At 62.4% G+C, this 23666-nt stretch carries 15 protein-coding genes and 3 tRNA genes; 5 read left to right on the top strand and 13 right to left on the bottom strand.

What is annotated here, in order from left to right; translation table 11 throughout:
* Together CSQ95_RS02555 and CSQ95_RS02550 are read right to left on the bottom strand one after the other, a co-directional pair.
* The gene (locus CSQ95_RS02555) at window positions 1-2427 is read right to left on the bottom strand and encodes a membrane-bound PQQ-dependent dehydrogenase, glucose/quinate/shikimate family (RefSeq protein ID WP_099408343.1); all 2427 of its coding nucleotides are present in this window, start codon (window positions 2425-2427) and stop codon (window positions 1-3) included.
* Window positions 2428-2721: 294 nt separating this feature from the next.
* The gene (locus CSQ95_RS02550) at window positions 2722-3768 is read right to left on the bottom strand and encodes an NAD(P)-dependent alcohol dehydrogenase (protein WP_099408342.1); all 1047 of its coding nucleotides are present in this window, start codon (window positions 3766-3768) and stop codon (window positions 2722-2724) included.
* A 178-nt stretch (window positions 3769-3946) separates the two neighbouring features.
* Between CSQ95_RS02550 and CSQ95_RS02545 the strand changes: the two genes are divergently transcribed.
* Window positions 3947-4906 (top strand): AraC family transcriptional regulator, encoded by a 960-nt coding sequence (locus CSQ95_RS02545; protein WP_099408341.1) that lies wholly within the window; start codon window positions 3947-3949, stop codon window positions 4904-4906.
* On the opposite strand, the gene CSQ95_RS02540 is transcribed toward CSQ95_RS02545, so the two are convergent.
* On the bottom strand, window positions 4888-8460 hold the full coding sequence (locus tag CSQ95_RS02540) for a hydantoinase B/oxoprolinase family protein (RefSeq protein ID WP_099408340.1): 3573 nt from the start codon (window positions 8458-8460) through the stop codon (window positions 4888-4890). The two genes, CSQ95_RS02545 and CSQ95_RS02540, sit on opposite strands and share 19 nt — an antisense overlap.
* Before the next feature lie 133 nt (window positions 8461-8593).
* Here CSQ95_RS02540 and CSQ95_RS02535 point away from each other — a divergent pair, with 133 nt between their 5' ends.
* Entirely contained in the window at window positions 8594-10138 is a 1545-nt protein-coding gene (locus CSQ95_RS02535; protein WP_099408339.1) for an NAD(P)H-hydrate dehydratase, read from the top strand.
* A 109-nt stretch (window positions 10139-10247) separates the two neighbouring features.
* On the opposite strand, the gene CSQ95_RS02530 is transcribed toward CSQ95_RS02535, so the two are convergent.
* Window positions 10248-11009, bottom strand: a complete 762-nt coding sequence (locus tag CSQ95_RS02530) for an ABC transporter ATP-binding protein (RefSeq protein WP_373631156.1) — start codon at window positions 11007-11009, stop codon at window positions 10248-10250.
* Between CSQ95_RS02530 and CSQ95_RS02525 the strand changes: the two genes are divergently transcribed.
* Window positions 11008-11697, top strand: coding sequence for an arylesterase (locus tag CSQ95_RS02525; protein WP_099408338.1), 690 nt, complete (start codon window positions 11008-11010; stop codon window positions 11695-11697). The two genes, CSQ95_RS02530 and CSQ95_RS02525, sit on opposite strands and share 2 nt — an antisense overlap.
* 68 nt (window positions 11698-11765) lie before the next feature.
* On the opposite strand, the gene CSQ95_RS02520 is transcribed toward CSQ95_RS02525, so the two are convergent.
* The 8 genes from CSQ95_RS02520 to tig form a co-directional block, all read right to left on the bottom strand.
* A complete protein-coding gene (locus CSQ95_RS02520) occupies window positions 11766-13688 on the bottom strand; it encodes a SurA N-terminal domain-containing protein (RefSeq protein ID WP_180278934.1) in 1923 nt (640 codons plus the stop codon).
* Between the two features lie 410 nt (window positions 13689-14098).
* Window positions 14099-14175, bottom strand: a tRNA-Asp gene (locus CSQ95_RS02515).
* Window positions 14176-14193: 18 nt separating this feature from the next.
* Window positions 14194-14270: transfer RNA gene (locus CSQ95_RS02510), tRNA-Asp, on the bottom strand.
* Between the two features lie 125 nt (window positions 14271-14395).
* On the bottom strand, window positions 14396-14668 hold the full coding sequence (locus tag CSQ95_RS02505) for an HU family DNA-binding protein (protein ID WP_010398442.1): 273 nt from the start codon (window positions 14666-14668) through the stop codon (window positions 14396-14398).
* Window positions 14669-14872: 204 nt separating this feature from the next.
* Complete coding sequence (lon, locus tag CSQ95_RS02500) at window positions 14873-17284, bottom strand: endopeptidase La (protein WP_034751007.1); 2412 nt, start codon at window positions 17282-17284, stop codon at window positions 14873-14875.
* Between the two features lie 276 nt (window positions 17285-17560).
* Window positions 17561-18829, bottom strand: a complete 1269-nt coding sequence (gene clpX / locus CSQ95_RS02495) for an ATP-dependent Clp protease ATP-binding subunit ClpX (protein ID WP_010398446.1) — start codon at window positions 18827-18829, stop codon at window positions 17561-17563.
* Window positions 18830-19028: 199 nt separating this feature from the next.
* Window positions 19029-19646, bottom strand: a complete 618-nt coding sequence (clpP, locus tag CSQ95_RS02490; RefSeq protein WP_369811567.1) for an ATP-dependent Clp endopeptidase proteolytic subunit ClpP — start codon at window positions 19644-19646, stop codon at window positions 19029-19031.
* 85 nt (window positions 19647-19731) lie between these two features.
* The gene (tig, locus tag CSQ95_RS02485) at window positions 19732-21072 is read right to left on the bottom strand and encodes a trigger factor (RefSeq protein WP_099408571.1); all 1341 of its coding nucleotides are present in this window, start codon (window positions 21070-21072) and stop codon (window positions 19732-19734) included.
* A gap of 600 nt (window positions 21073-21672) precedes the next feature.
* On the opposite strand from tig, the gene CSQ95_RS02480 reads away from it, so the two are divergent.
* Both CSQ95_RS02480 and CSQ95_RS02475 read left to right on the top strand, forming a co-directional pair.
* Window positions 21673-21855: a hypothetical protein gene (locus CSQ95_RS02480; RefSeq protein WP_070288232.1), complete on the top strand. Its 183-nt coding sequence runs from the start codon at window positions 21673-21675 to the stop codon at window positions 21853-21855.
* Window positions 21818-23389 (top strand): hypothetical protein, encoded by a 1572-nt coding sequence (locus CSQ95_RS02475; protein ID WP_143449878.1) that lies wholly within the window; start codon window positions 21818-21820, stop codon window positions 23387-23389. Before CSQ95_RS02480 ends, CSQ95_RS02475 begins: the two co-directional genes overlap by 38 nt.
* A gap of 60 nt (window positions 23390-23449) precedes the next feature.
* Here CSQ95_RS02475 and CSQ95_RS02470 read toward each other — a convergent pair.
* Window positions 23450-23532 (bottom strand) — tRNA-Leu (locus CSQ95_RS02470).
* Window positions 23533-23666 lie beyond the last annotated feature (134 nt).

The raw sequence follows: 23666 nt of genomic DNA, 5'->3' as shown, positions 1-23666 counted from the left end.
TTACTGTGTCTTGGGAAGCGCGTATGCTATCACGTAATCCCCCCGGTCCGGGCTCTGGCGGGCGCCGCCCGCGACCACCACGACGTACTGGCGGCCCGACCTGGGCGACACATACGTCATCGGCGTGCCTTGCGAACCGACGGGCATGCGCGCCTTCCACACTTCATGGCCGGTGGCGATATCCATGGCGCGCAAATAGTAATCCTGCGTGCCCGCATAAAACACCAGGCCGGACGCCGTACTGACGCCGCCGCCCAGTGTCGGCATGCCCAGCGGGATGGGCAGGCTTGCGCGCACGCCGTGGATGACGGCATCGCGCACCGTGCCGGCCGGGCGCTCCCACACTTTCGTGCGCGTTTTCAGGTCGATGGCGGCGAACACGCCCCAGGGCGGGCTTTGGCACGGTATGCCCAGCGGCGAATTGAAGGCCTTGTGGTCGATGACGAACGGCGTGCCATCCATCGGATAGGTGCTGCCCACGCCGTGGCCCGACGTCAGCTTGGCCACGTCCACCGTTTCGCGCGGCACCAGCCTGACCACCTGCGGCATGCGGATATCGTTGACGAACATATAGCCGTTGCTTTCATCGACGGCCGCGCCGCCCCAGTTGAAGCCGCCGTAGTAGCCTGGATAAATCAAGGTCTCTTGCGTGCTTGGCGCCGTGAACTCCCCTTTGTAATTGAGCTTGCGGAAGCTGATGCGGCAAGCCAGCTGGTCGAAGAAGGTGGCACCCCACATGTCGCGCTCCGTCAGCGTTTCCGCGCCGAGGGCCGGCATGCCGGTCGAATATGGCTGCGTTTTGGATACCCAGTCGCCGGCCGCATGCTCCTGCGGCACGGGCTTTTCCACCACGTCCGCAATCGGCTTGCCTGTGCGGCGGTCCAGCATGAAGATCTGGCCACGCTTGGTCAGCTGCACCAGCGCGGGTATTTTTCCACCCTTGCCGTCCGGGACGTCGTACAGGGCGGGCTGCGCGGCCACGTCGTAATCCCAGATATCGTGGTGAACGGTTTGATACGTCCAGCGCTCGCGGCCCGTGGCCATGTCGAGGGCGACGATGGCCGACGAATACTTCTCCGTCAGCGGCGGGCGCTTGCCGCCCCAGAAGTCCGGCTGCTCGTTCCCCGTCGGCAGGTAGACCAGGCCCAGCGCATCATCGAACGCGGGCGCCGACCACATGTTCGGCGTGCTGCGCGTGTAGGTCTGCCCTTCCGGCGGCAGTTTGGTGATGGCCGGATTGCCCAGGTCCCAGGCCCACACCAGCTCCCCCGTGTCGGCGCTGTAGGCGCGCACGACGCCCGACGGTTCATCGGTGGAGCGGCCGTCGAAGACCCAGCCGCCGAGGATGATCAGGTTGCGCGCCACCGTGGGCGCGGACGTGTAGGCGTAGTACGGCACGTTCATCTTGACCTTGCCCAGGCCAACCGTCAGATCAACGGAGCCCTTGTCGCCAAAACCCTCGCACTGCTTGCCCGTCTGCGCGTCGATCTCGATCAGGCGCGCATCCATGGTCACCTGCACGATGCGCTTCGCGCATGCGCCCGCCACCGGCGCGCTGGCCGCCTGCATGCCGTCGAAATGAAATGGTTTTGTCACCTTGGCCGGCTCGTAGTAGCCGACGCCGCGGCAGCGGTTCCACGTCTTCGTGTTGGCCGGCTTCGGATCGAAGGTCCAGCGCTCCTTGCCCGTGTCCGCGTCGAGCGCAATGACCTTGCTCGTCGGCGTGCACGTGTAGATGGTGTCGCCGATCTGCAGCGGCGTGTTCTGCGATTCGGACGCCCCTTCGGCCAGTTCGCCCGAGCGGTATGTCCACGCCACCTGCAACTGGTCGATATTCTGCCTGTCGATCTGCGTGTACGGGGCAAAGCGCGTGCCCTGCGGTCCATAGCCGTAATGGGCCCAGTTGGCGCTGCCGTCATTGATTGCCGCCACCGCATCCTGCTGCGGCTGCGCGCCCGCCTCCGTCACGCCATGCGGCTTGAACATCGAGGCGAAACCAGCCGCCAGCACGACGGCAAGCAGGGCCGCGAAACCGCGCGACTGGCCACCGTGAGCACGCCCGGCCAGCCACGGGTGCAGCAAGGCGGCCACCAGGCCGATGACGAGGAACGGCGCCAGGCGCGGCACCATGGGCCAGAAGGCGAAGCCGATTTCCCACACGGCCCAGATCAGTGTCGCGACGACCAGCGTGGCGACGACGGCACTGGCCAGCGGTTTGCGGCGCAGATATAGCACGCCGGCGAGGATGAGGCCCAGGCCGGCAGGCAGGTAATACCAGGAACCGCCAAGGGTGATGAGTTCGATGCCGCCCGCCGCCAGGGCCAGGCCGGAAAATCCAAGAAAGATGCCGAAAACCGTCAGGGCAAGCCGCTTGCCCCTGAAGACCACCGGGATCGCCGGCGCTCCTTTATTTACTGAAGTGTCCATTTTTTATCCATGACGCCTCCCCTGCCCAGGCAAGCACGCCGGGGATGGCTGGTTTTTTAAATCTACGCAGTGAAACTGTACTGTACGGTTTCATTTTATGCCGATTTTTGACACAAGGAAAGAAAAATTGACGCGGGAGCTTGATTTTGGGCGGGGTGGGGAGTTGGCGGGGTTGTCGGATTACGCGCTTGCGCGCCTCGGCGGCCCCGCTAATCCGACCTACCGGAATGCTGGACATGCGTAGGTTGGATTAGCGCAAAGCGCGTAATCCAACAAACACGGGCGCGCCGGGTGTTACAGGGATGCCATGTCGATCACAAAACGATACCTGACGTCGCTCTTGACCACGCGCTCGAACGCCTCATTGATATCCTGGATGCGGATGATCTCGATGTCGGACACGATATTGTGCTTGCCGCAGAAGTCCAGCATTTCCTGGGTTTCCTTGATCGAGCCGATCATGGAGCCGGACAGGCTGCGGCGCGCGCCCACCAGGCCGAAGGCGTTCACGGGCGGCACGGCGCCGTCCGGGATGCCGACGATGACCATGTTGCCATCGACTTTCAGCAGATTGATGTACTGGTTCCAGTCGATGGCCGCGCCCACCGTGCAAATGATCAGATCGAAGGTGCCGGCCAGCTTGCTGAACGTTTCCGCGTCGTTGGTGGCGTAGTAATGGTCGGCGCCCAGGCGCAGGCCGTCTTCGCGCTTCGACAGGGTCTGGCTCAGCACCGTCACTTCGGCGCCCATGGCGTGGGCGATCTTGACGCCCATGTGGCCAAGGCCGCCCATGCCCAGGATGGCGACCTGCTTGCCGGGGCCGGCCTTCCAGTGGTTCAGCGGCGAATACAGGGTGATGCCGGCGCACAGCAGCGGCGCGGCCGCGTCCAGCGGCAGGTTGTCGGGAATCGACAGCACATAGCCTTCCTTGACGACGATGCTGTCCGAGTAGCCGCCCTGCGTGGCCGTCTTGCCGTCCGCTTCCAGGCCGTTGTAGGTCTGGATCAGGCCTGGCATATACTGTTCCAGGTCCACGTTGCGCGTCTTGCAGGTGGTGCAGGAATCGACGAAGCAGCCCACGCCCACGTGGTCGCCCACCTTGAACTTGCTCACATTGGCGCCGACGGCCGTAACGACGCCGGCGATTTCATGGCCGGGCACCATGGGGAAGGCAGCGCCGCCCCATTCGTCGCGCGCCTGGTGGATGTCGGAATGGCACACGCCGCAGTATTTGATCGAGATGGCCACGTCGTCTTCGCGCGGGGTGCGGCGCTCGAACGTGAACGGTTGCAGTGCGGAAGTCGGGCCCAGTGCGGCGTAGCCTTTGGCGATGGTGGTCATGAAAACTCCTGTATCTGTAATGTGTGACGGGGGGAGACGCGTGTCTTGCATGCGATGGCGCTAGTCTGCGGCAAATGCGCCGTGCGCGTTACCGCGATCCTGCAAGACCTTTGCACGATCCTCCAAATCTGCGTAAGATCAACCCCTGCCCTTCCCCGCCTGATGCATACTCGCCCCCATGTCCACACAGCTCCCCCCGCAAGACGAAATCGCCGCCCTGATCAGCCGCCACGCGCCGCGCACGGGCGACTTCACGACGGCCATCGGCAACCTCACTTTCCACCGCCAGTCGTCCGTCACCGAATCGCTGTTCCATGCGGCGCGCCCCAGCGTAGCGATCATCGCGCAGGGCGCGAAGGACGTCACTTTGGGCACAGAAACCTTCCATTACAGCCGCATGCAGTACCTGCTGACGTCCGTCGACCTGCCGGTGCAGGTGCGCGTGGTGGAAGCGAGCGAGGATAAACCGCACCTGTGCGTGGTGCTGGGCATCGACATCGCCGACGTGGCGGCGCTGCTCGACAGCGAAAGCGCCAGCGGCGCAACTGGCGCGGCGCAGCAGAAAATCCTGCCCGTCACGCGCGGCATTTCCGTCAGCGATGTCTCGCCAGACCTGCTCGACGCCATGCTGCGCCTCGTGCGCCTGCTGGACAAACCGGGGGACATCGCCACGCTGGCGCCCCTGATCCGCCGCGAACTGACCTACCGCCTACTGAACGGTCCCGTCGGCGCGCGCCTGCGCCACATGGCGCTGGCCAGCAGCCAGTCGCACCAGGTGGCGCAAGCCATCGACTGGATCAAGCACCATTACGCGCAGCCGCTGCGCATCGAGCACCTGGCCGGCATGGCGAACATGAGCATGTCCTCGCTGCACCACCACTTCAAGGCGATTACGGCCATGACGCCGATGCAGTACCAGAAGCTGCTGCGCCTGCAGGAGGCGCGGCGCCTCATGCTGGTCGAGCAGATCGACGCGGGCGCGGCCGGCTACCGCGTCGGCTACGCCAGCGAGTCGCAGTTCAGCCGCGAATACAGCCGTCAGTTCGGCCGCGCGCCCATGCGCGATGTGGGTCAGGTGCGCGCGCAGCTGAGCGGAGCCAGTGCCAGCGCTGACCTGGCCTATTCCGTCTTGCCGTAACCGCCGCCGCCCGGCGTCTCGATGACGAACACGTCGCCAGGAAGCATGGCGGTCTTGCCGATATGCGCCAGCTGCTCCACCGTGCCGTCCGCGCGCTCGACGTAGTTGCGCCCCAGCGCGCCTGGCGCGCCGCCGTCCATGCCGAACGGCGGAACAATGCGGTTGTTCGACAGGATGGCCGCCGTCATCGGTTCCAGAAAGCGCACCCGGCGCACGCCGCCATTGCCGCCGTGCCAGCGCCCCGCGCCGCCGGAACCGGCGCGGATGCCGTAGCTGTCGAGGCGCACGGGGAAGCGCCACTCGAGGATTTCCGGGTCTGTCAGGCGCGAATTGGTCATGTTCGTCTGCACCACGTCCGTGCCGTCGAAGCCGGGACCGGCGCCCGAGCCGCCCGATATCGTCTCGTAATACTGATATTTCTCGCTGCCGAACGTGAAATTGTTCATCGTGCCCTGCGAGGCGGCCATGGCGGCCAGCACGCCGTACAGGGCGTTGGTGATGCAGGTCGAGGTTTCCACGTTGCCCGAGACGACGGAAGCCGGATACTGCGGATTGAGCATGGAGCCGGGCGGGATGATCACGGTCAAAGGCTTCAGGCAGCCCGCATTGAGCGGAATGTCGTCGTCGACCAGGGTACGGAACACGTACAGCACGGCCGCCATGCAGACGGCGGACGGCGCATTGAAATTGTTCGGCAGCTGGACGGACGTCCCCGTGAAGTCGATGACGGCGCTGCGCTGCGCCACGTCCACCTTGATCGCCACCTGGATGCGCGCGCCGTTATCCAGGTCCAGCGCGTATGCGCCATCCTTCAGGGTGCCGATCACGCGCCGCACGGCTTCCTCGGCGTTGTCCTGCACGTGGCCCATGTAGGCTTGCACGACAGGCAAGCCGAAATGCGCGACCATGTTATGCAGTTCGTCGGCCCCCTTCTGATTGGCCGCCACCTGGGCGCGCAGGTCCGCCAGGTTTTGCCGGGGATTGCGGGCGGGCCAGCTGGCGCCCGCCAGCAGGGCCAGGGTTTCGTCCTCGCGCATCACGCCCGTGGCGCCGTCGACCAGCTTGAAATTGTCGATCAGGACGCCCTCTTCCTCGATGCACGTGGAATCGGGCGGCATGGAGCCGGGTGTCGTGCCGCCGATATCGGCATGGTGGCCGCGCGAACCCACGTAGAACAGGATGGATTCCCCCTTTTCATCGAAGACGGGCGAGATCACCGTCACGTCGGGCAAATGCGTGCCGCCGTGATACGGGTCGTTCAGCATGAAGACGTCGCCGGGCCGCATGGCGCCCGCATTGCGCGTCATGACGGTGCGGATGCTCTCGCCCATGGAACCGAGGTGCACGGGCATGTGCGGCGCGTTGGCGATCAGGTGACCCTGGGCGTCGAAGATGGCGCAGCTGAAATCGAGCCGCTCCTTGATGTTGACGGAATGGGCCGTGTTCTGCAGGCGCAGTCCCATCTGCTCGGCGATCGACATGAACAGATTATTGAAAATTTCCAGCATCACGGGGTCGGCATTCGTCCCGATGGCGACACGTTCCGGCACGGCGACGACTCTGCGCAAGATCAAATGGCCGTGCGCCGTCACGTCGGCGCGCCAGCCAGGTTCGATGACGGTGGTGGCGTTGGCGTCGCTGACGATGGCCGGGCCGTCAATAGTATCGCCGGGACGCAGGCTGTCCGCCCCATACAGGCCGCTGTCGCGCCAGGCGCCAGCGCAGTACATGGCCACCGTCTGCACGGGCGCCAGAGCGCCTTCACGGGGCGCAAATGCGGGCGCGGCCGGTTCCGGCGCATCGGACGCGCCGATGGCTTCCACGGAAATGGCTTCGACGATCAGGGCGCGCGCCGGCATCAAAAAGGAAAAGCGTTTTTTGTAGGCCGCTTCGAACTGCGCCTGCATGCCGGCGGCCGTGTCGAACAGCACGACGAGGGCCGTATCCGTGCCTTCGTAGCGCAGGTGCACGCGATGCACGAGCGCGATGCGCTCCCCTTCCACGCCCTGGCGCAGCAAATCGTCGCGCGCCTGCGCGCCCAAGGTCTCGAAATGGCGCGCCAGGTCCACGCCCAAGGCCGCCTCGATGGCCCGTTCGCGCATCGCGCTCTGGTCGGCCAGGCCCATGCCGTAGGCCGACATCACGCCCGCCAGGCAGTGGATGAAGACCGTGCGCATGCCCAGCGCATCGGCCACGAGGCAGGCATGCTGGCCGCCCGCGCCGCCAAAGCTGGTGAGCGTATAGTCGGTGACGTCGTGGCCCCGCTGCACGGAAATCTGCTTGATGGCGTTGGCCATATTGCCCACGGCGATGGCGACGTAGCCTTCGGCCACCTGTTCCGGCGTCGAGTCCACCGTGCGCGCCAGCGCTTCGAACTGGGCGCGCACGGTGGCCGCGTCGAGCGCTTCGTTCGCGTCGGGGCCGAAGACACGGGGGAAGAAGGCGGGCTGCAGCTTGCCCAGCATAACGTTGCAGTCGGTGACGGCCAGCGGGCCGCCGCGCCGGTAGCTGGCGGGGCCGGGATTGGCGCCCGCGCTGTCCGGTCCCACCTTGTAGCGGGCGCCGTCGAAATGCAGGATGGAGCCGCCGCCCGCCGCCACCGTGTGGATGCTCATCATGGGGGCGCGCATGCGCACGCCGGCGATCTGCGTCTCGAACACGCGCTCGAACTCGCCCGCGTAATGGGACACGTCGGTGGACGTGCCGCCCATGTCGAAGCCGATGACTTTATCGAAGCCGGCCAGCGCGCTGGCGCGCACCATGCCGACGATGCCGCCGGCGGGGCCGGACAAAATGCTGTCCTTGCCCTGGAAGGCGCGCGCATCCGTCAAGCCGCCGTTCGATTGCATGAATTGCAGGTGCACGCCGGGCAGCTCCATCGCCAGCTGGTCGACGTAGCGGCGCAGGATCGGCGACAGGTAGGCGTCGACGACGGTGGTGTCGCCGCGCGCCACCAGTTTCATCATGGGGCTGACCTCGTGCGACACGGACACCTGCGTAAAACCGGCATCGCGCGCCAGCTGCGCCACCCGCGCCTCATGCGCGTGGTAGCGGTAGCCGTGCATCAGCACGATGGCGATGGCGCGCACGCCGCGCGCATGCGCGTGTGCGAGCGCGGCCCGGGCAGCCGCTTCGTCGAGCGGCGTGACCACCTCGCCGTGGGCGCCCACTCTTTCATTGATCTCGATCACGTCGCCATACAGCAGTTCCGGCAGGATGATCTGGCGCGCAAACAGCTGCGGGCGGTTCTGGTAGGCGATGCGCAAGGCGTCGCGAAAGCCGCGCGTGATGGCCAGCACGGTGGGCTCGCCCTTGCGTTCGAGCAGCGCGTTTGTCGCCACCGTCGTGCCCATCTTGATGGCGCCCACCTGTTCGACGGGCAAGGGCGCGCCGGGCGCAAGATCCATCAGCTGGCGCATGCCGGCCAGCGCCGCATCGCGGTACTGGCCCGGGTTCTCCGACAGCAGTTTATGCGTTGCGAGGCTGCCGTCAGGACGGCGCGCCACGATGTCCGTAAAGGTGCCGCCCCGGTCGATCCAGAATTGCCAGTCCATCGTCCTGCCCCCCAGTCTTAAGTGAGATGGCTATTGTAGCCGCCAAACAGGGACGCGTTTCAGGCGTGCGCGCCTTGCCTTTCGCCCGCTTCGGCCTTATGTTGAAGGCATGCTGACTAACGGAACACGCGCCATGACCCTGATCGACTCCGCAACACCGCTGTACGCCATCGCCGAACTGCGCGCCATCGAACAAGCCGCCCTGCGCGACCTGCCGCAAGGGCTGCTGATGCAGCGCGCGGGCCAGGCCGCCGCCAGCGCCGCCCTGAAGCTGCTGCACGCCCAGGAGGATGGCGACGAGGCGGGCCACCGGCGCGTGCTGGTGCTGGCCGGCCCCGGCGACAATGGCGGCGACGCGCTGGAAGCGGCCGCGCACCTGGCCGCCAGTGGCACCGAGGTGCTGATATGGCTGGCGCCCGAAGCAGCGGCCACGTCGCCCGAACGCGAACAGGCCCTGAACCGCGCCCGCAACAGCGCCGCGCGCTTCATGGATGCGGCGACGTCCATGGCCTCGGCCGCCGTGGGCGCCGCGCCGTGGCACCTGGTCATCGATGGCCTGTTCGGCATCGGCGCGTCGCGCCCCCTGGAAGGCGAATGCCGCGACATGGCGCAGCTGGTCAACAATCTCGATTGCCCCGTGCTGGCCCTCGACGTGCCCAGCGGCCTGCATGCGGACACGGGCGCCATCGACGGCGTCGCCATCCGCGCCACGCACACGCTCACCTTCATCGGCGACAAGCCGGGACTGCACACGGCAAATGGCCGCGACTATGCGGGCGAAGTGGAAGTGGCGGCGCTGGCCATCGACCCATCGCTGCTGCCCGAAGCCAGGGCCCAGCTGGGCGGCCTGCACCTGTTCGCGCGCCAGTTGCAACCACGGCGCCAGAACACGCACAAGGGCAGCTACGGCAGCGTGGCCATCATCGGCGGCGCGCAAGGCATGGCCGGCGCGCCCATCCTGGCGGCCCGCACGGCCCTGCATGCGGGCGCGGGAAGAGTATATATCGCGTTTCCCGATGCACCACCCGCCTTCGACAGCGGCCAGCCGGAGCTGATGTGCCGCCGCGCCCAGGACGTGGATTTCTCGGGCCTGCACTTTGCCGCGCTGGTGGCGGGGCCGGGCCTGGGCGACGACGCCGATACGGTGGAACTGCTGCAGCGTGCCATTGACAGCGACAGCCCGCTGCTGCTGGACGCGGACGCGCTGAACCTGATGGCGGCCGAACCGGAGCTGCAATCGGCGCTGGCCGTGCGCACTGGCGCGGGCGCGACGATATTGACGCCGCATCCGCTGGAAGCGGCCCGGCTGCTCGACATGACAGTAGCCGAGGTGCAGGCCGACCGCCTGGGCGCGGCGCGCCAGTTGGCGGCGCAACTGGGCGTGATCGTCGTATTGAAAGGGTCGGGCACGGTGATCGCCGCGCCCGATGGCCAGGTGGTCGTCAACAACACGGGCGGCCCCGCCCTGGCGACGGCCGGCACGGGCGACGTGCTGTCCGGCCTGTGCGGCAGCCTGCTGGCCCAGGGCTGGACGGAATGGGAAGCGGCGCTTGGCGCCGTCTGGCTGCACGGGGCGGCGGCGGACGCGCTGGTGGCGGCTGGCAGCGGTCCCATCGGCCTGACGGCGGGGGAATTGATCCCGGCGATACGCAGGTTGATCAATGCCTTGTCGGCATAGGTATACGGTGTCGGATTACGCGTTCCGCTAATCCGACCTACCCGACGTCCGATATCCTCAAGCCGTAGGTTGGATTAGCGCAGCGTAATCCAACACCACCGCGCTGCAATCACACCAGCCTGCCCGCCGCAATCGTGATGGTGCGGCCGCAACGGGCCGCGATCGAGCTGTCGTGCGTGACCAGCACCAGGGTCGAACCCCGTTCGCGGTTCAGCTCGAACATCAGCTGGATCACGGCCTCGCCTGTGGCGGCGTCCAGGCTGCCCGTCGGCTCGTCGGCGAACAGCAGCGGCGGCTCCGTCACAAACGCGCGCGCCAGGGCCACGCGCTGCTGCTCGCCGCCTGACAGGTATTTCGGATAGTGCTTCAGGCGGCTGCCCAGGTTCACCCGGCCCAACATGGCTTGCGCCTTTTCCTTCGCATCGGGGTCGCCCCGCAATTCCAGCGGCAGCATGACGTTTTCCAGCGCCGTCAGGTGGGCCAGCAGCTGAAACGACTGGAACACGAAACCGAGCTTTTCCTTGCGGAAACCGGCGCGGCCGTCTTCATCGAGGGCGAAGATATCGGTGCCGTCAAGCACCACCTTGCCGTCGCTGGGCGTGTCCAGTCCCGCCAGCAAGCCGAGCAACGTCGACTTGCCGGAACCGGAGGCGCCGACGATGGCCAGCGTCTCCGCCGTTTGCACGGTAAAATCGACCTGATGCAGGATGGTCAGCTCACCATCGGCATCGGGTACGCGCTTGGCCAGCTGGACCACTTCGATGGCCGGCCGGGCATTTTGGCTGTTTTGACTGTTGAGTGCGGCGGGCCGCTGGGCCGCCGCGTCGGACGGAAGAAAACTGGTGGAAGTCGCTTTAGGGAATTCGGGCATGCTGATCTATCTTAAAAAATTTCGTGAACAAATAAGTGTCAAGGGCGGCAGCCGCATGCGGCGGCGCACGCTGTCCCTGCTTCCTGCGGCAGCGCTGCTGCTGGTATCAGGCATGGCGAACGCCTATTCTGCACCAAAAACGCTGCTGGTGCTCGGCGATAGCCTCTCGGCCGAGTATGGGCTGGCACGCGGTACTGGCTGGGTGGCGCTGCTGGAACAGCGGCTGCAAGCGCAAAAGAACGATACGCGCATCGTCAACGCCAGCATCAGCGGCGAGACCACCAGCGGCGGCCGCGCGCGCCTGCCCGCCCTGCTGGCCAAGCACCAGCCCGATGTCGTGCTGATCGAACTGGGCGCCAACGACGGCTTGCGCGGCTTGCCCGTGGCGGCCGCCGAAGCGAATCTGCGCGCCATGGGCGAAGCGGCAAAAAAATCGGGCGCGCAGGTGGTGCTGGTGGGCATGCGCATGCCGCCCAACTATGGCCGCGCTTACGGCGAGCAGTTTTATGGCGTGTACGGCAAGCTGGCCAAGGAATGGAAGGCGCCGCTCGTGCCCTTCATGTTCGAGGGCATCGCCGACCAGCCGCAGCTGTTCCAGGCCGACCGCATGCACCCGAATGCGCAGGCGCACCCGACCATTTTGAAAAATATCTGGCCGCGGCTGGCGCCGTTGCTGAAAGCCAAGTAAGTCCACAAATTCTGCAGACAAAAAAATAGCCGCTAAGAGCGGCTATTTTTATGCGTGGAAACTAAATCTTACGGTGCTGGCGCTGGGGCCGCTGGCGCGGTGACCGGTTTGACGATCTTCACCTTGGCCTTGGCTTTCAGGTATTCGACGTAGTCGAACATTTCCTGTTGTGCCAGGATGCCGCTGATCTGGTCTTTCTCTTGCTGGCGGCGCGCCGCATCCACTTGCGCCGGCTGCTGCACCTTGGCGATGCGGTAGATGCCGTAACCCAGGGCTGGCAAGTCCACGCCCACGTACGCTGGCAGCTTGCTCGTGTCCGCCTTCATGACTTGCGCGATGGCGGCGCGGTTGATGCCGTCCAGCTTGCTGCGCGACACCCATTGCGCTGCGCCGAAACCGCTCGCATCACCCGAGGCTTTCAAGGCGGCCAGCTTGGTCTCGCCCGCTTTCTTGGCCAGCTTTTCCGCTTCTTCCATGGTCACGCGCTGACGGATCATCGCTTCGACTTCGGCCAGCGGACGCTTCGAGGCGGGCTTGAATTCCACCACGCGGCCGGCGATCAGCACGTTCGGCGCGACGGTGACGGCTTCCGTGTTGCGTTTGTCTTTCAGCGAATCGTTCGAGAAGATGGCGGTGAGGAACTTGGCGTTGTTGAACGGCGCCTTGCCCAGTGCCGGCGACGGCGTGCGCGACAGGTTGGCGGCGGTTTCCACTTTCAGCTTCAGCTTGTCGGCCACCGGCTTCAGGCTGTCCGATTGCTCGTAGACCGTGTTGGTGAACGTTTCCGCCATTTCCGAGTATTTCTTGGCAGCAAATTGCTTGCGCAGGTCGGCCGTAATCTCGCCGCGTACTTCATCGAGCGCACGCACGTGCTGCGGCTTGAGCGAGGTGATCGTCAGGATGTGGTAGCCGAAATCGGAAGCGACGACATCGCTGATTTCGCCTTGCTTGAGTTTCGCGACAGCGCTCAGCAGCGGTGCCGGCAAGCCATCCTTGCCGATCACGCCCAGATCGCCGCCCTGTTCGGCGGATGCCGGATCTTCCGACTTGGCTTTCGCCACGGCGGCGAAGCTGGCAGGCGCCTTGCGTACTTCCGCCAGGATCGCTTCGGCCTTGGCCTTGGCGGCGGCCTTATCAGCGGCCGATGCTTCTTTCTTGACGGCGACCAGGATGTGGCTGGCTTGGCGCGCTTCTGGCGTCGTGTAGGCTTTCTGGTTCTTCGCGTAGTAGGCAGTCACGTCGGCGTCGCTGACGTCGACTTGCTCGCCCGCAGCGCTGTCGTCCAGCACGACGTATTCGATCTTGGCTTGTTCCGGGATTTCGAAGAACTTGCTGTTCTTGTCATAGAAGGCCTTGATCATGGCGTCCGTCACTTTGACTTCCGGCACGTACTGGGCGATCGGCAACAGCAGTTCCTGCACTTCACGCTCTTCCGAGGTGATGTCGGACAGGCGCTTGGAGACGGTGCTTGGCGCGAAGGCCGTGCCTTGCACGGCGCCGGCCAGTTGCTGCAGGGCCAGGTCGCTGCGGCGGCGCGCATCGTACATCTGCGGCGTCATGCCTTGGGCGGCCAGCATGGCCTTGTAGCGTTCCAGGTCGAATTTACCGTCCGGCAAGGTCAAGCCTGGGATTTCCAGCACTTCCTTTTGCAGCACGGCATCGCTGATGACCAGGCGGCTACGGCCCACTTCGGCGGCCACGGCGCGCTCAGCGATCAGGTTGTCGAGGATGCTCTTGCGGGCTTCCGGCGTGTCAAACATTTTCTGGTCGAACTGCTCGCCCATCATCTGGCGGTAGCGGTCGATTTGCTGGCGTTGCGCTTCTTCATATTGCTGCTGCGTAACGACCTGGTCGCCGACCTTGGCGATGGTGTTCGCGCCATCGCCGAAGCTTTGGTAGCCGCTGATACCGACCAGTGCAAAAGACGGGACGATGACCAGCATCAGAAGAAACTGCATCAAGCGTCGATGGGTACGAATAAATTCAAACATGGTCAGCCAATTCGGGATGAGTGGATCACTATAAAAAAAGGCGAACATGCGTTCGCCTTGATTTCTTCGGCGGAATGGACGGGACAGATGTCCACTTCCCCTTTAGATTCAACAACTTGGCGCTGGAACTAAAGCAGGATTCTGACGCCCAAGCCATTATCTCCTGATTCTACAATGCCCATAGCGCTATAGCAAGGGTAAATCAGGGCGCGCGCCCTGCCCTGGCGCAGCCTGAACGGCAAGGCGCCAGCCCAGGCATTAAACCGGGCGCAGCTTAAAGCGGATTTAAATCGAGGTGCGTTTTATTCAAAACGGCAGGAAGGGATTCTAAAAGACGGCGCACCGAGATAATCTGGCGCTGAAAAAGAAAAACCCGCGCTACTTATTCAGCAGCGCGGGCTTCTATATTCTGGCGGAGCGGACGGGACTCGAACCCGCGACCCCCGACGTGACAGGCCGGTATTCTAACCAACTGAACTACCACTCCTTAAGAGCGTATTTTTTTTGGCGGAGCGGACGGGACTCGAACCCGCGACCTCCGACGTGACAGGCCGGCATTCTAACCAACTGAACTACCACTCCGAAAAATACACAGTACTGCTTGCATTTGCATTCAAGGCTGCGATTCGCAGAACTTCAACCTTGAAATCGCGGCACCCGAAGGCGCCGCCAAATGTTTCCGGTGATTGTCACCTCACCGAAGTCCGTTAGTTTACAGCATCCTTCAAAGCTTTACCAGCTTTAAATTTTGGAACTTTTGCTGCTTCGATCGTGATCGCTTCTTTGGTACGCGGATTGCGGCCGGTACGTTCAGCGCGTTCGCTGACCGAGAAAGTGCCAAAACCAACCAGCGTTACGCTGTCGTTGTTTTTCAAAGTTTCCGTCACGCCGCCGATAACAGCGTCGAGTGCGCGCGCAGCGGCGGCTTTGGAAATGTCAGCTTTTTCAGCAATGTGGTCGATCAATTCAGTCTTGTTCACTAGCATCCCCAATTACAAAGGTATAAAACGTTTACCGTATCGTTGCGGCACTTTTGGCACCACAGCTGTCCGGCGAAAAAAATGTGCAGGCGTATTAAACAAGCCACACTGTATATGTGTCAAGCGCTTTGGGGGCGCAATTCACGTTTCAATATAAAACAAGCGCTCTAAAAGCGCTTGTTTGGGGAAAACAGGGGTAAAACGTTAGTGTTTTACTACCTCGCCGGCCGCATCGGGCTTGGCCGCGGCGGCCGTGACAGCCTCCACCGCAGCGACGTCCGCCAACGCTTCAGGCATGCGTTCGAGGGCGATTTCCAGCACTTTGTCGATCCAGCGCACGGGTACGATCTCCAGTTTGTTCTTGACGTTGTCCGGAATGTCGGCCAGGTCTTTCACGTTTTGCTCTGGAATCAGGACCGTCTTGATGCCGCCGCGATGGGCCGCCAGCAGCTTTTCCTTCAGGCCGCCGATCGGCAACACTTCGCCGCGCAAGGTGATCTCGCCCGTCATCGCCACGTCGGCGCGCACGGGAATGCCCGTGAAAACCGAGACCATCGCCACCGTCATGGCCGCGCCAGCCGAAGGACCGTCCTTCGGTGTCGCGCCTTCCGGCACGTGGATATGGATATCGCTCTTCTCGAACACGTCCGCCTTGATGCCCAGGCGCTGTGCCCGGCTGCGCACCACCGTGCGGGCTGCCTCGATCGACTCTTTCATGACGTCGCCCAGGGTGCCCGTGCGGATGATGCCGCCCTTGCCCGGCATCGACACGGCTTCGATGGTCAGCAGATCGCCGCCCACTTCCGTCCATGCCAGACCGACCACCTGGCCCACCTGGTTTTCTTTCTCTGCGACACCGAAATCGTAGCGGCGCACGCCGAGGAACTTGTCCAGGTTCTTCGAGTTGACGATGACTTTCTTGTCGGATTTCTTCAGCAGCAGCATCTTGACCACCTTGCGGCAGATCTTCGACACTTCACGCTCGAGCGAACGCACACCGGCTTCCCGCGTGTAGTAGCGGATGATGTCGCGCAAGGCCGACTCGGCCACCGAGATTTCCTCTTCCTTCAAGCCATTGTTCTTGATCTGCTTCGGCAGCAGATAGCGCTGCGCGATGCTGGTCTTTTCATCTTCCGTGTAACCGGACAGACGGATCACTTCCATGCGGTCAAGCAAGGCTGGCGGAATGTTGTACGAGTTCGACGTGGCCACGAACATCACATCCGACAAGTCGAAATCGACTTCGATGTAATGGTCCGAGAACGTGTGGTTCTGTTCCGGGTCCAACACTTCCAGCAGGGCCGACGAAGGATCGCCACGGAAATCGGCGCCCATCTTGTCGACTTCATCGAGCAGGAACAAAGGATTGCGCACGCCGACTTTCGACAGCGATTGCAGGATCTTGCCCGGCATCGAGCCGATGTAGGTGCGGCGATGGCCGCGGATCTCGGCTTCGTCGCGCACGCCGCCCAGGGCCATGCGCACGAACTTGCGGTTCGTCGCGCGGGCGATGGACTGGCCCAGCGAGGTCTTGCCGACGCCCGGAGGACCGACAAAGCACAGGATAGGCGCTTTGAGCTTGTCGACGCGCTGTTGCACCGCGAGGTACTCCAGGATGCGTTCCTTGACCTTGTCGAGGCCGTAGTGGTCGCCTTCGAGCACTTTTTCCGCATTCGACAAGTCGTTATTGACCTTGGATTTCTTTTTCCAAGGCAAGTTGACGAGGGTGTCGATGTAGTTGCGCACAACGGTGGCTTCGGCCGACATCGGCGACATCAGCTTGAGCTTTTTCAACTCGTTGGTGGCCTTGTCGAGCGCTTCCTTCGGCATTTTGGCCGAAGCGACTTTTTTCTCCAGCTCGTCGAGGTCGGCGCCATCTTCGCCCTCGCCCAGTTCTTTCTGGATCGCCTTGACCTGCTCGTTCAGATAGTACTCGCGCTGCGACTTTTCCATCTGGCGCTTGACGCGGCCGCGAATGCGTTTTTCCACCTGCAGGATGTCGAGCTCGCCTTCGAGCTGGCCCAGCAGGTGCTCGAGGCGCTTGGCCACGCTGAAAATTTCCAGGATGACTTGTTTTTGCTCCAGTTTCAGGGGAAGATGCGCGGCCACCGTGTCGGCCAGACGGCCGGCATCGTCGATGCCCGACAAGGATGCCAGGATTTCCGGCGGGATCTTTTTGTTCAGTTTGACGTACTGGTCGAACTGCTGCACGATCGCGCGGCGCATGGCTTCGACTTCCGACTCGTCGCCCGGCTCGGACTCGAGCGGCGTCAGGTCGGCGATAAAGTGCGTCGGCGCATCGCTGATGTGGTTGATACGGGCACGCTGCGCGCCTTCGACCAGCACCTTGACGGTGCCATCGGGCAGCTTCAGCATTTGCAGAATATTGGCAACACAGCCAATTTCATAGATATCCGAAGGAGACGGCTCGTCCTTCGCGGCTGCTTTTTGAGCGGCAAGCATGATGCTCTTGCCCTGCTCCATCGCAGCTTCCAGCGCCTTGATCGACTTTGGACGGCCAACGAACAGCGGTATCACCATATGCGGGAAAACGACGACATCCCGCAACGGCAATAACGGCAGTTGAGTTTGCTCAGTTAATTTGGAAGTTGTCATGGCGTACCTTATAGAAAGCGTGTTTACGATGTTGGCGCTCGCTGCCAAAACACAAGACCGGCGAGAATAAATAATTCTGTGAAACAAACATTTTTCTGTCTATTTCGCAAAACACACCCGCATGACGGTAATAAATGCAGTTTTCACAGTAAAAAAGCCACGCGCAGCTAAGCGCCGCGAGTGGCTTTCCGATTGAAGCCTGCACTCATTGATTTAAATTGTACTGCCATGCATTAAGGAATCAAAATCCTTTTTATGCATTTGTCTCGGCAGTAATCAATTTTCTCCGGAGGCCTTGGCAGTCTCTTGATAAATCAACAAAGGTTTGGCGCCACTGGTGATGGTATTTTCGTCGATGACGACCTTCACCACATTTTGTTCGCTCGGCAGTTCGTACATGACGTCCAGCAAAGCATGTTCCAGGATGGAACGCAGGCCACGGGCACCGGTCTTGCGCGCCAGCGCCTTCTTGGCGATCGCATGCAGGGCGGCCGGACGAATCTCCAGTTCCGCGCCTTCCATCTCGAGCAGCTTCGAATACTGCTTGATCAGCGCATTCTTCGGCTCGACGAGGATCTGGATCAGCGCCTCTTCCGTCAATTCCGCCAGGGTGGCGATGACGGGCAGACGGCCGACCAGTTCCGGGATCAGGCCGAACTTGACCAGATCTTCCGGCTCCGCTTGCAACATCAGTTCGCTGGCCGAGCTTTGCGACTTGCTGCGCACGGTGGCCGAGAAGCCGATGCCGCTCTTTTCGGAGCGGTTGGCGATCACTTTCGACAGGCCGTCGAAGGCGCCGCCGCAGATGAACATGATGTTGGTCGTGTCGATCTGCACGAAATCCTGGTTCGGATGCTTGCGGCCGCCTTGTGGCGGCACGGAAGCCATCGTGCCTTCGATGAGTTTCAACAAGGCTTGCTGCACGCCCTCGCCCGACACGTCGCGCGTGATGGACGGATTGTCGGACTTGCGCGAAATCTTGTCGATTTCATCGATGTAGACGATGCCGCGCTGGGCTTTCTCGACGTCATAGTTGCAGCTTTGCAGCAGCTTCTGGATGATGTTTTCCACGTCCTCACCCACGTAACCGGCTTCGGTCAGGGTGGTGGCGTCGGCGATCACGAACGGCACGTTGAGCATGCGCGCCAGGGTCTGTGCCAGCAGGGTCTTGCCCGAGCCGGTAGGACCGACCAGCAAGATGTTGCTCTTGGCCAGTTCGATGTCGTCTTTCTTGCCCAGGTGCTTGAGGCGCTTGTAATGGTTGTACACCGCCACCGACAGGATGCGCTTGGCAGTCTGCTGGCCGATCACGTACTGATCGAGCAAGGCGGCAATTTCTTGCGGCGTCGGCAGGTCGGATTTGGTACCGGTCACCGTCTCGATGCTCGACGTTTCATCACGGATGATGTCGTTGCACAGGTCGATGCACTCGTCGCAAATGAACACGGACGGGCCGGCGATGAGTTTCTTCACCTCGTGCTGGCTTTTGCCGCAGAACGAGCAATACAGTAATTTTTCGCCGCTAGAGGATTTTTTGTCTGACATAAGGCATTTTGGTTGGAACTGCATTAACAATATTGCAAAATCGCAAGCCGGAGTGCGGTAGTTGCCGGAAAGGCAGCTACCCATGGCGCAAGTCAACAACGTGCACAAGCTCCATGCTACCCGAAATAAAAGCGAAACGCCCGAACGTTTGATCGCCCGGGCGTTTACTTACTTGCTTAGCAATACCGGTAGGGGCTCATCAAGCGCGGCTGGTCAACACTTTGTCGATCAAACCATACTCAACGGCCTCGTCGGCGGACATGAAACGGTCGCGGTCGGTGTCCTTGGCGATCTGTTCGATCGTCTGGCCCGTGCGCTCGGCCATGATGCCGTTCAAGCGGGTGCGCAGGTAAAGGATTTCCTTCGCCTGGATCTCGATGTCGGACGCCATGCCTTGCGAACCACCGGACGGCTGGTGAATCATGATGCGCGAGTTCGGCAGCGAGAAACGCTTGCCCTTGGCGCCAGCGGCCAGCAGGAAAGCGCCCATCGAAGCAGCCATGCCCGTGCACAGGGTCGAGACGTCCGGCTTGATGAACTGCATGGTGTCGTAGATGGCCATGCCGGCCGAGACCGAACCACCTGGCGAGTTGATGTAGAGCGAGATTTCCTTTTCCGGATTTTCGCTTTCCAGGAACAGCAGCTGGGCGACAACCAGGTTGGCCATCTGGTCATTGACCGGGCCGACCATGAAAATCAAGCGTTCCTTCAGCAGGCGCGAGTAAATATCATACGAGCGCTCGCCGCGACCGCTTTGTTCCACCACCATCGGCACCAGGCCGAGCATCTCTGTGTCCAGCGCCGGATTACGGTTCATACCTGTCATTTCATTTCCTTGTGAAGCAGTTAGGGGATACCGCCCTTACCTTTCGGCAAGAGCAAGCATCCGGATACCAACTGGTTTACGCTTGTGCGTTGCTTCCCATCAGTTCGTCGAAAGCAACTGCTTTCGTCGTGACTTTCGACAGGCCCAACACGTAAGTGACGACGTTTTCTTCCAATACAAGGGCTTCGATCTCACCCAGACGACGACGGTCGCTGTAGTAGTACTTCAGCACTTCGCGCGGGTCTTCGTAGCTTTGGGCGAAATCTTCGATCTGCGCCTTGACTTGCTCAGGCGTTGCCTGCAGGTTGTTGTCGCCCACCAGTTGCGACAGGATCAGGCCCAGGCGTACGCGACGCTCGGCTTTTTCCGCGAACAGTTCTGCTGGGAAAGGCACATCCTTGACGTTCATGCCGCGCTGCGCCATGTCCTGGCGGGTCATTTCGGCCAGACGCTCGGAATCCTGAGCGATCAGGGTTTTTGGCACTTCCAGCTCAGCAACTTTGATCAGCGCGTCCATGACGGCTTCCTTGTTGCGTGCTTTCACGCGGCCAGCGACTTCGCGCTGCAGGTTGACTTTGATGTCTTCGCGCATTTTGGCCAGGTCGCCATCGGCAACGCCCAGCGATTTGGCGAATTCGGCATCGACTTCCGGCAGGTGCGCCCATTCCAGCTTTTGCAGGGTGATGGTGAACGAGGCGGTTTTGCCGGCCACGTCCTTGCCATGGTAGTCCTCAGGGAACGACAACGGGAAAGTCTTCGATTCGCCCACTTTCAGGCCCAGGGTCGCTGCTTCGAATTCCGGCAGCATGCGGCCTTCGCCCAGCACGAAAGCGTAGCCTTCAGCTTTGCCGCCTGGGAATTCAACGCCGTCGATCGAGCCGACGAAGTCGACGGTCACGCGGTCGCCGTTGGCACCGATAGCCTCGCCGCCGTCGCCGTGTTCGCCAGCTTCGCCCTTGGTGTGGAAGTGCACGCGCTGCTTGCGCAGGATGTCGATGGTCTTGTCGATTTCGGCTTCCGACACGTCGGCTTGCACGGTTTCGATTTCAACGGCCGTCAGGTCGCCGATGGCGACTTCCGGATACACTTCGAACGTGGCGTCGAAAGCCAGCTGGCCTTCGGCTGCTTCTTCTTTCGGCACGATGTTCGGGAAACCGGCCACGCGCAGATTGTTTTCGTTGGCGGCGTCGTTGAACGCGCGGCCGACTTTGTCATTCAGCACTTCCGATTCAATTTGGTAGCCGTATTGTGCTGCGACCATTTTCAACGGCACTTTGCCCGGACGGAAGCCCGGTGCCTTAGCCGTACGGGCTTGCACTTTCAGGCGCTTCTCAACTTCCGTGCGGACGTCCGTCAGCGGGAAGGAGATCGTGATACGACGTTCGAGTTTGCCCAAGGTTTCGACTGCAGTTGCCATGTAAAAAATCGTCCAAAAAATAAACACTGTTGGTGCGAGAAAAGAAGACCCGACCCCTTGCACCATCACTGGCGGCAAGACATGGGTCCAGCTTCACTCGCTCGCATATTCATCTGTAAAAGCACTGAAAACAGGACGATGGACCTGGTCTACCCGGCGGAGGGAAAAACCCGCACCAGGCACCAAACAATCCGCCGCTTCCAGTACTGCGACAGGGCTCCGAGCGTCCAACCCTGCTTCTCAGTAAATGCAGGGCCGGCCATCATTCGGTAAAGCGTGGCATTATAACAAAGGACTTCGGGAAAGTGGCTGGCTTTGCAGCCGCGCCACAGAGGATACCGGCGGCAGCGAACGAATCGCTACAGCCTCGGTGGCCCTGTCTTTACTCTTGCCCCGGCATTCTTTATTTCGCCAGAGACAGGCTTTCCAGCCTGCTTCGTTCATTAGTATATGCGAACTGGCGCCCCGTCCGAAACAAAGAAATGCGCTCCTGGCGAAGATTTCGGCCAAAAAACCTTTGATTTACCTCAATTTGGCCATTTTTCAGGCAAACCTAAGCCGCGCATCCCCTCTCCAAGTGAATTTAAAGGAGAAAACATCATGAGCGATAGCACACCCGGCAGTTCCAGCAATGCCAAAGCCAAGCTGCAAATGGTCCTCAGCCGCCTGCTCGACGGCGTCACGGACGACGATCTGCAAAAAATCCAGACGGAAGTCGATGAAATGGAATTGCGCATGAAGGGCGATGGCCACCACGACCACGACCACCCTACCGTCGCCTGACCCGGCAGTGGCTGCGCCTACCCTGCGAGCCGCTCCACCGGATGCGGACGTGCTGACCGCCGTGGAAACGGCACTGGTGACCCACCGTGCCTTTGGCGACAGCGGCTACATCCGCGACCAGCTGGCCGTCGCCTACCGGCGGCGCTTGCACAAGCTGGGCGGCACCCTGCCCGAGGCCGAACGGCTGGCCGGCGCGCTCGATACGGCGCCGCCCGCGCGCCAGCGCCAGTTGCTGGGCGACACGGTGCTGCGCTGCGCCGTCCAGCACGCCATGCGGCAACTGCACTTGGGTGACGAGTACGGACTGCCCCTGCCGCAATGCGCGGCGCTGTTCCAGGCGGCCAGCGAGCACCTGGACGCAGGCCTGCCCGGCGGCCCGCTGGTAGCCCATCTGCCGCGCATGGCACGCTTGCACGAGGGGCGCACCATGGAAGACGCGGACACCGAATGTGACACCTGCATATGGCATGCCTGGCAGGAAGGCACGTCATATGCGCGCGCCTTTCTTGCCGTGATGGAAGATAACTACGGCGCGCCGCTGGCCACCCCTACGCCGCAGGAACGGGCGCTGCTGCGCCGCGGGCTAGGCTTGCTGGAAACCCTGCTGCCCCGCCTGACGGCCAGCGCGCTTTCTCATGTCCAGTTGATCGCCCTGTTTCCCAAGCTGGGCACGTGGCGCGGCAAGGCGTCCAGCTCGCAATTTCGCGTCAATGGCAGCGTGTTCCTGAACCAGGAGCTGATCGGCAACCCGTGGTGGCTGGCCGAACACTTGCTGCACGAGTCGCTGCACCAGAAACTGTACGACTTCCGCCACGGCCACAGCCTGCTGGCGCCCGACTATGCGCGCGACGACGGCGCCAAGGTCTGCTCGCTGTGGAACGCGCCCGATGATGACGGCAATCACTACTGGGATGCACACCGCACCCTGGCCGCCTTCCACGTGTACGTCCACCTGGCCTTGCTGTGCCTGCTGGCCGAGCGGCAGGAAGCGGCGCTGGCGCCCCGGTACGGCCCCATCGGCCAGCACATGAGCGGCAGCCGGCGCGCCATCGACCGCGCCCGCTACCTGGGCGAACAATTGCACAACACCACCTGGCCGGAACTGGGATTGGCCGGGCGCCAGATGACGCGCTGGCTGCTGGACGTGCTCGACGCACTCGATACGCAACGGCGGCCCAGCGGCGCCACCTTGCACCTGCTGCTCGACCTGTACGAACACCAGAGCCGCAAGCTCGATACTTTCCTCGCGCGGCAGCCGCCGCCCCGCAGCGACACGCTGGCCGCCCAGGCGCAGCAAGAGGTGGCGATGACGCGCGAGGCGCTGTATCTGCTGGATCAGGAAGCACCGCAGTCAACCCATGCGCAGGAGTACAACTGGCCGCAGGCACGGCAGCGCGTCTTGCAGGCACTTTGGCCGCTGACTGAAGATGATAAATTAATGGAAAGACGCGGCTACCCGCAGGCGCAGGCACTGATTGCGCAGATGGTGCAACAGTCGAGCCGGCAACTGGGCGCACTCGGCGCACTGGGCTGATGAAATTAGTTCAGGGAAAATTTTGATGGTGCTGCACTTCCGGGCTGGAACAACCCGGATTGGTGCGGATGGGGAGACTCGAACTCCCAAGCCGAAGCACTGGCTTCTAAGACCAGCGTGTCTACCAATTCCACCACATCCGCATCTTTTGTACGCAGCTTGTACATACCACTTTGCTGCCGCCCCTGATTTTAACAACTCGGGAGCGATCTGGCTACCTTGGACTTGCAGGACAAGCTTGCGGTAAAGCAAAGGCGGCATTCTACTGGATTTCCCA

It is taken from the genome of Janthinobacterium sp. BJB304, assembly GCF_002735765.1.
Lineage (GTDB): Bacteria > Pseudomonadota > Gammaproteobacteria > Burkholderiales > Burkholderiaceae_D > Janthinobacterium.
This window is presented reverse-complemented; position numbering and strand designations above follow the sequence as displayed.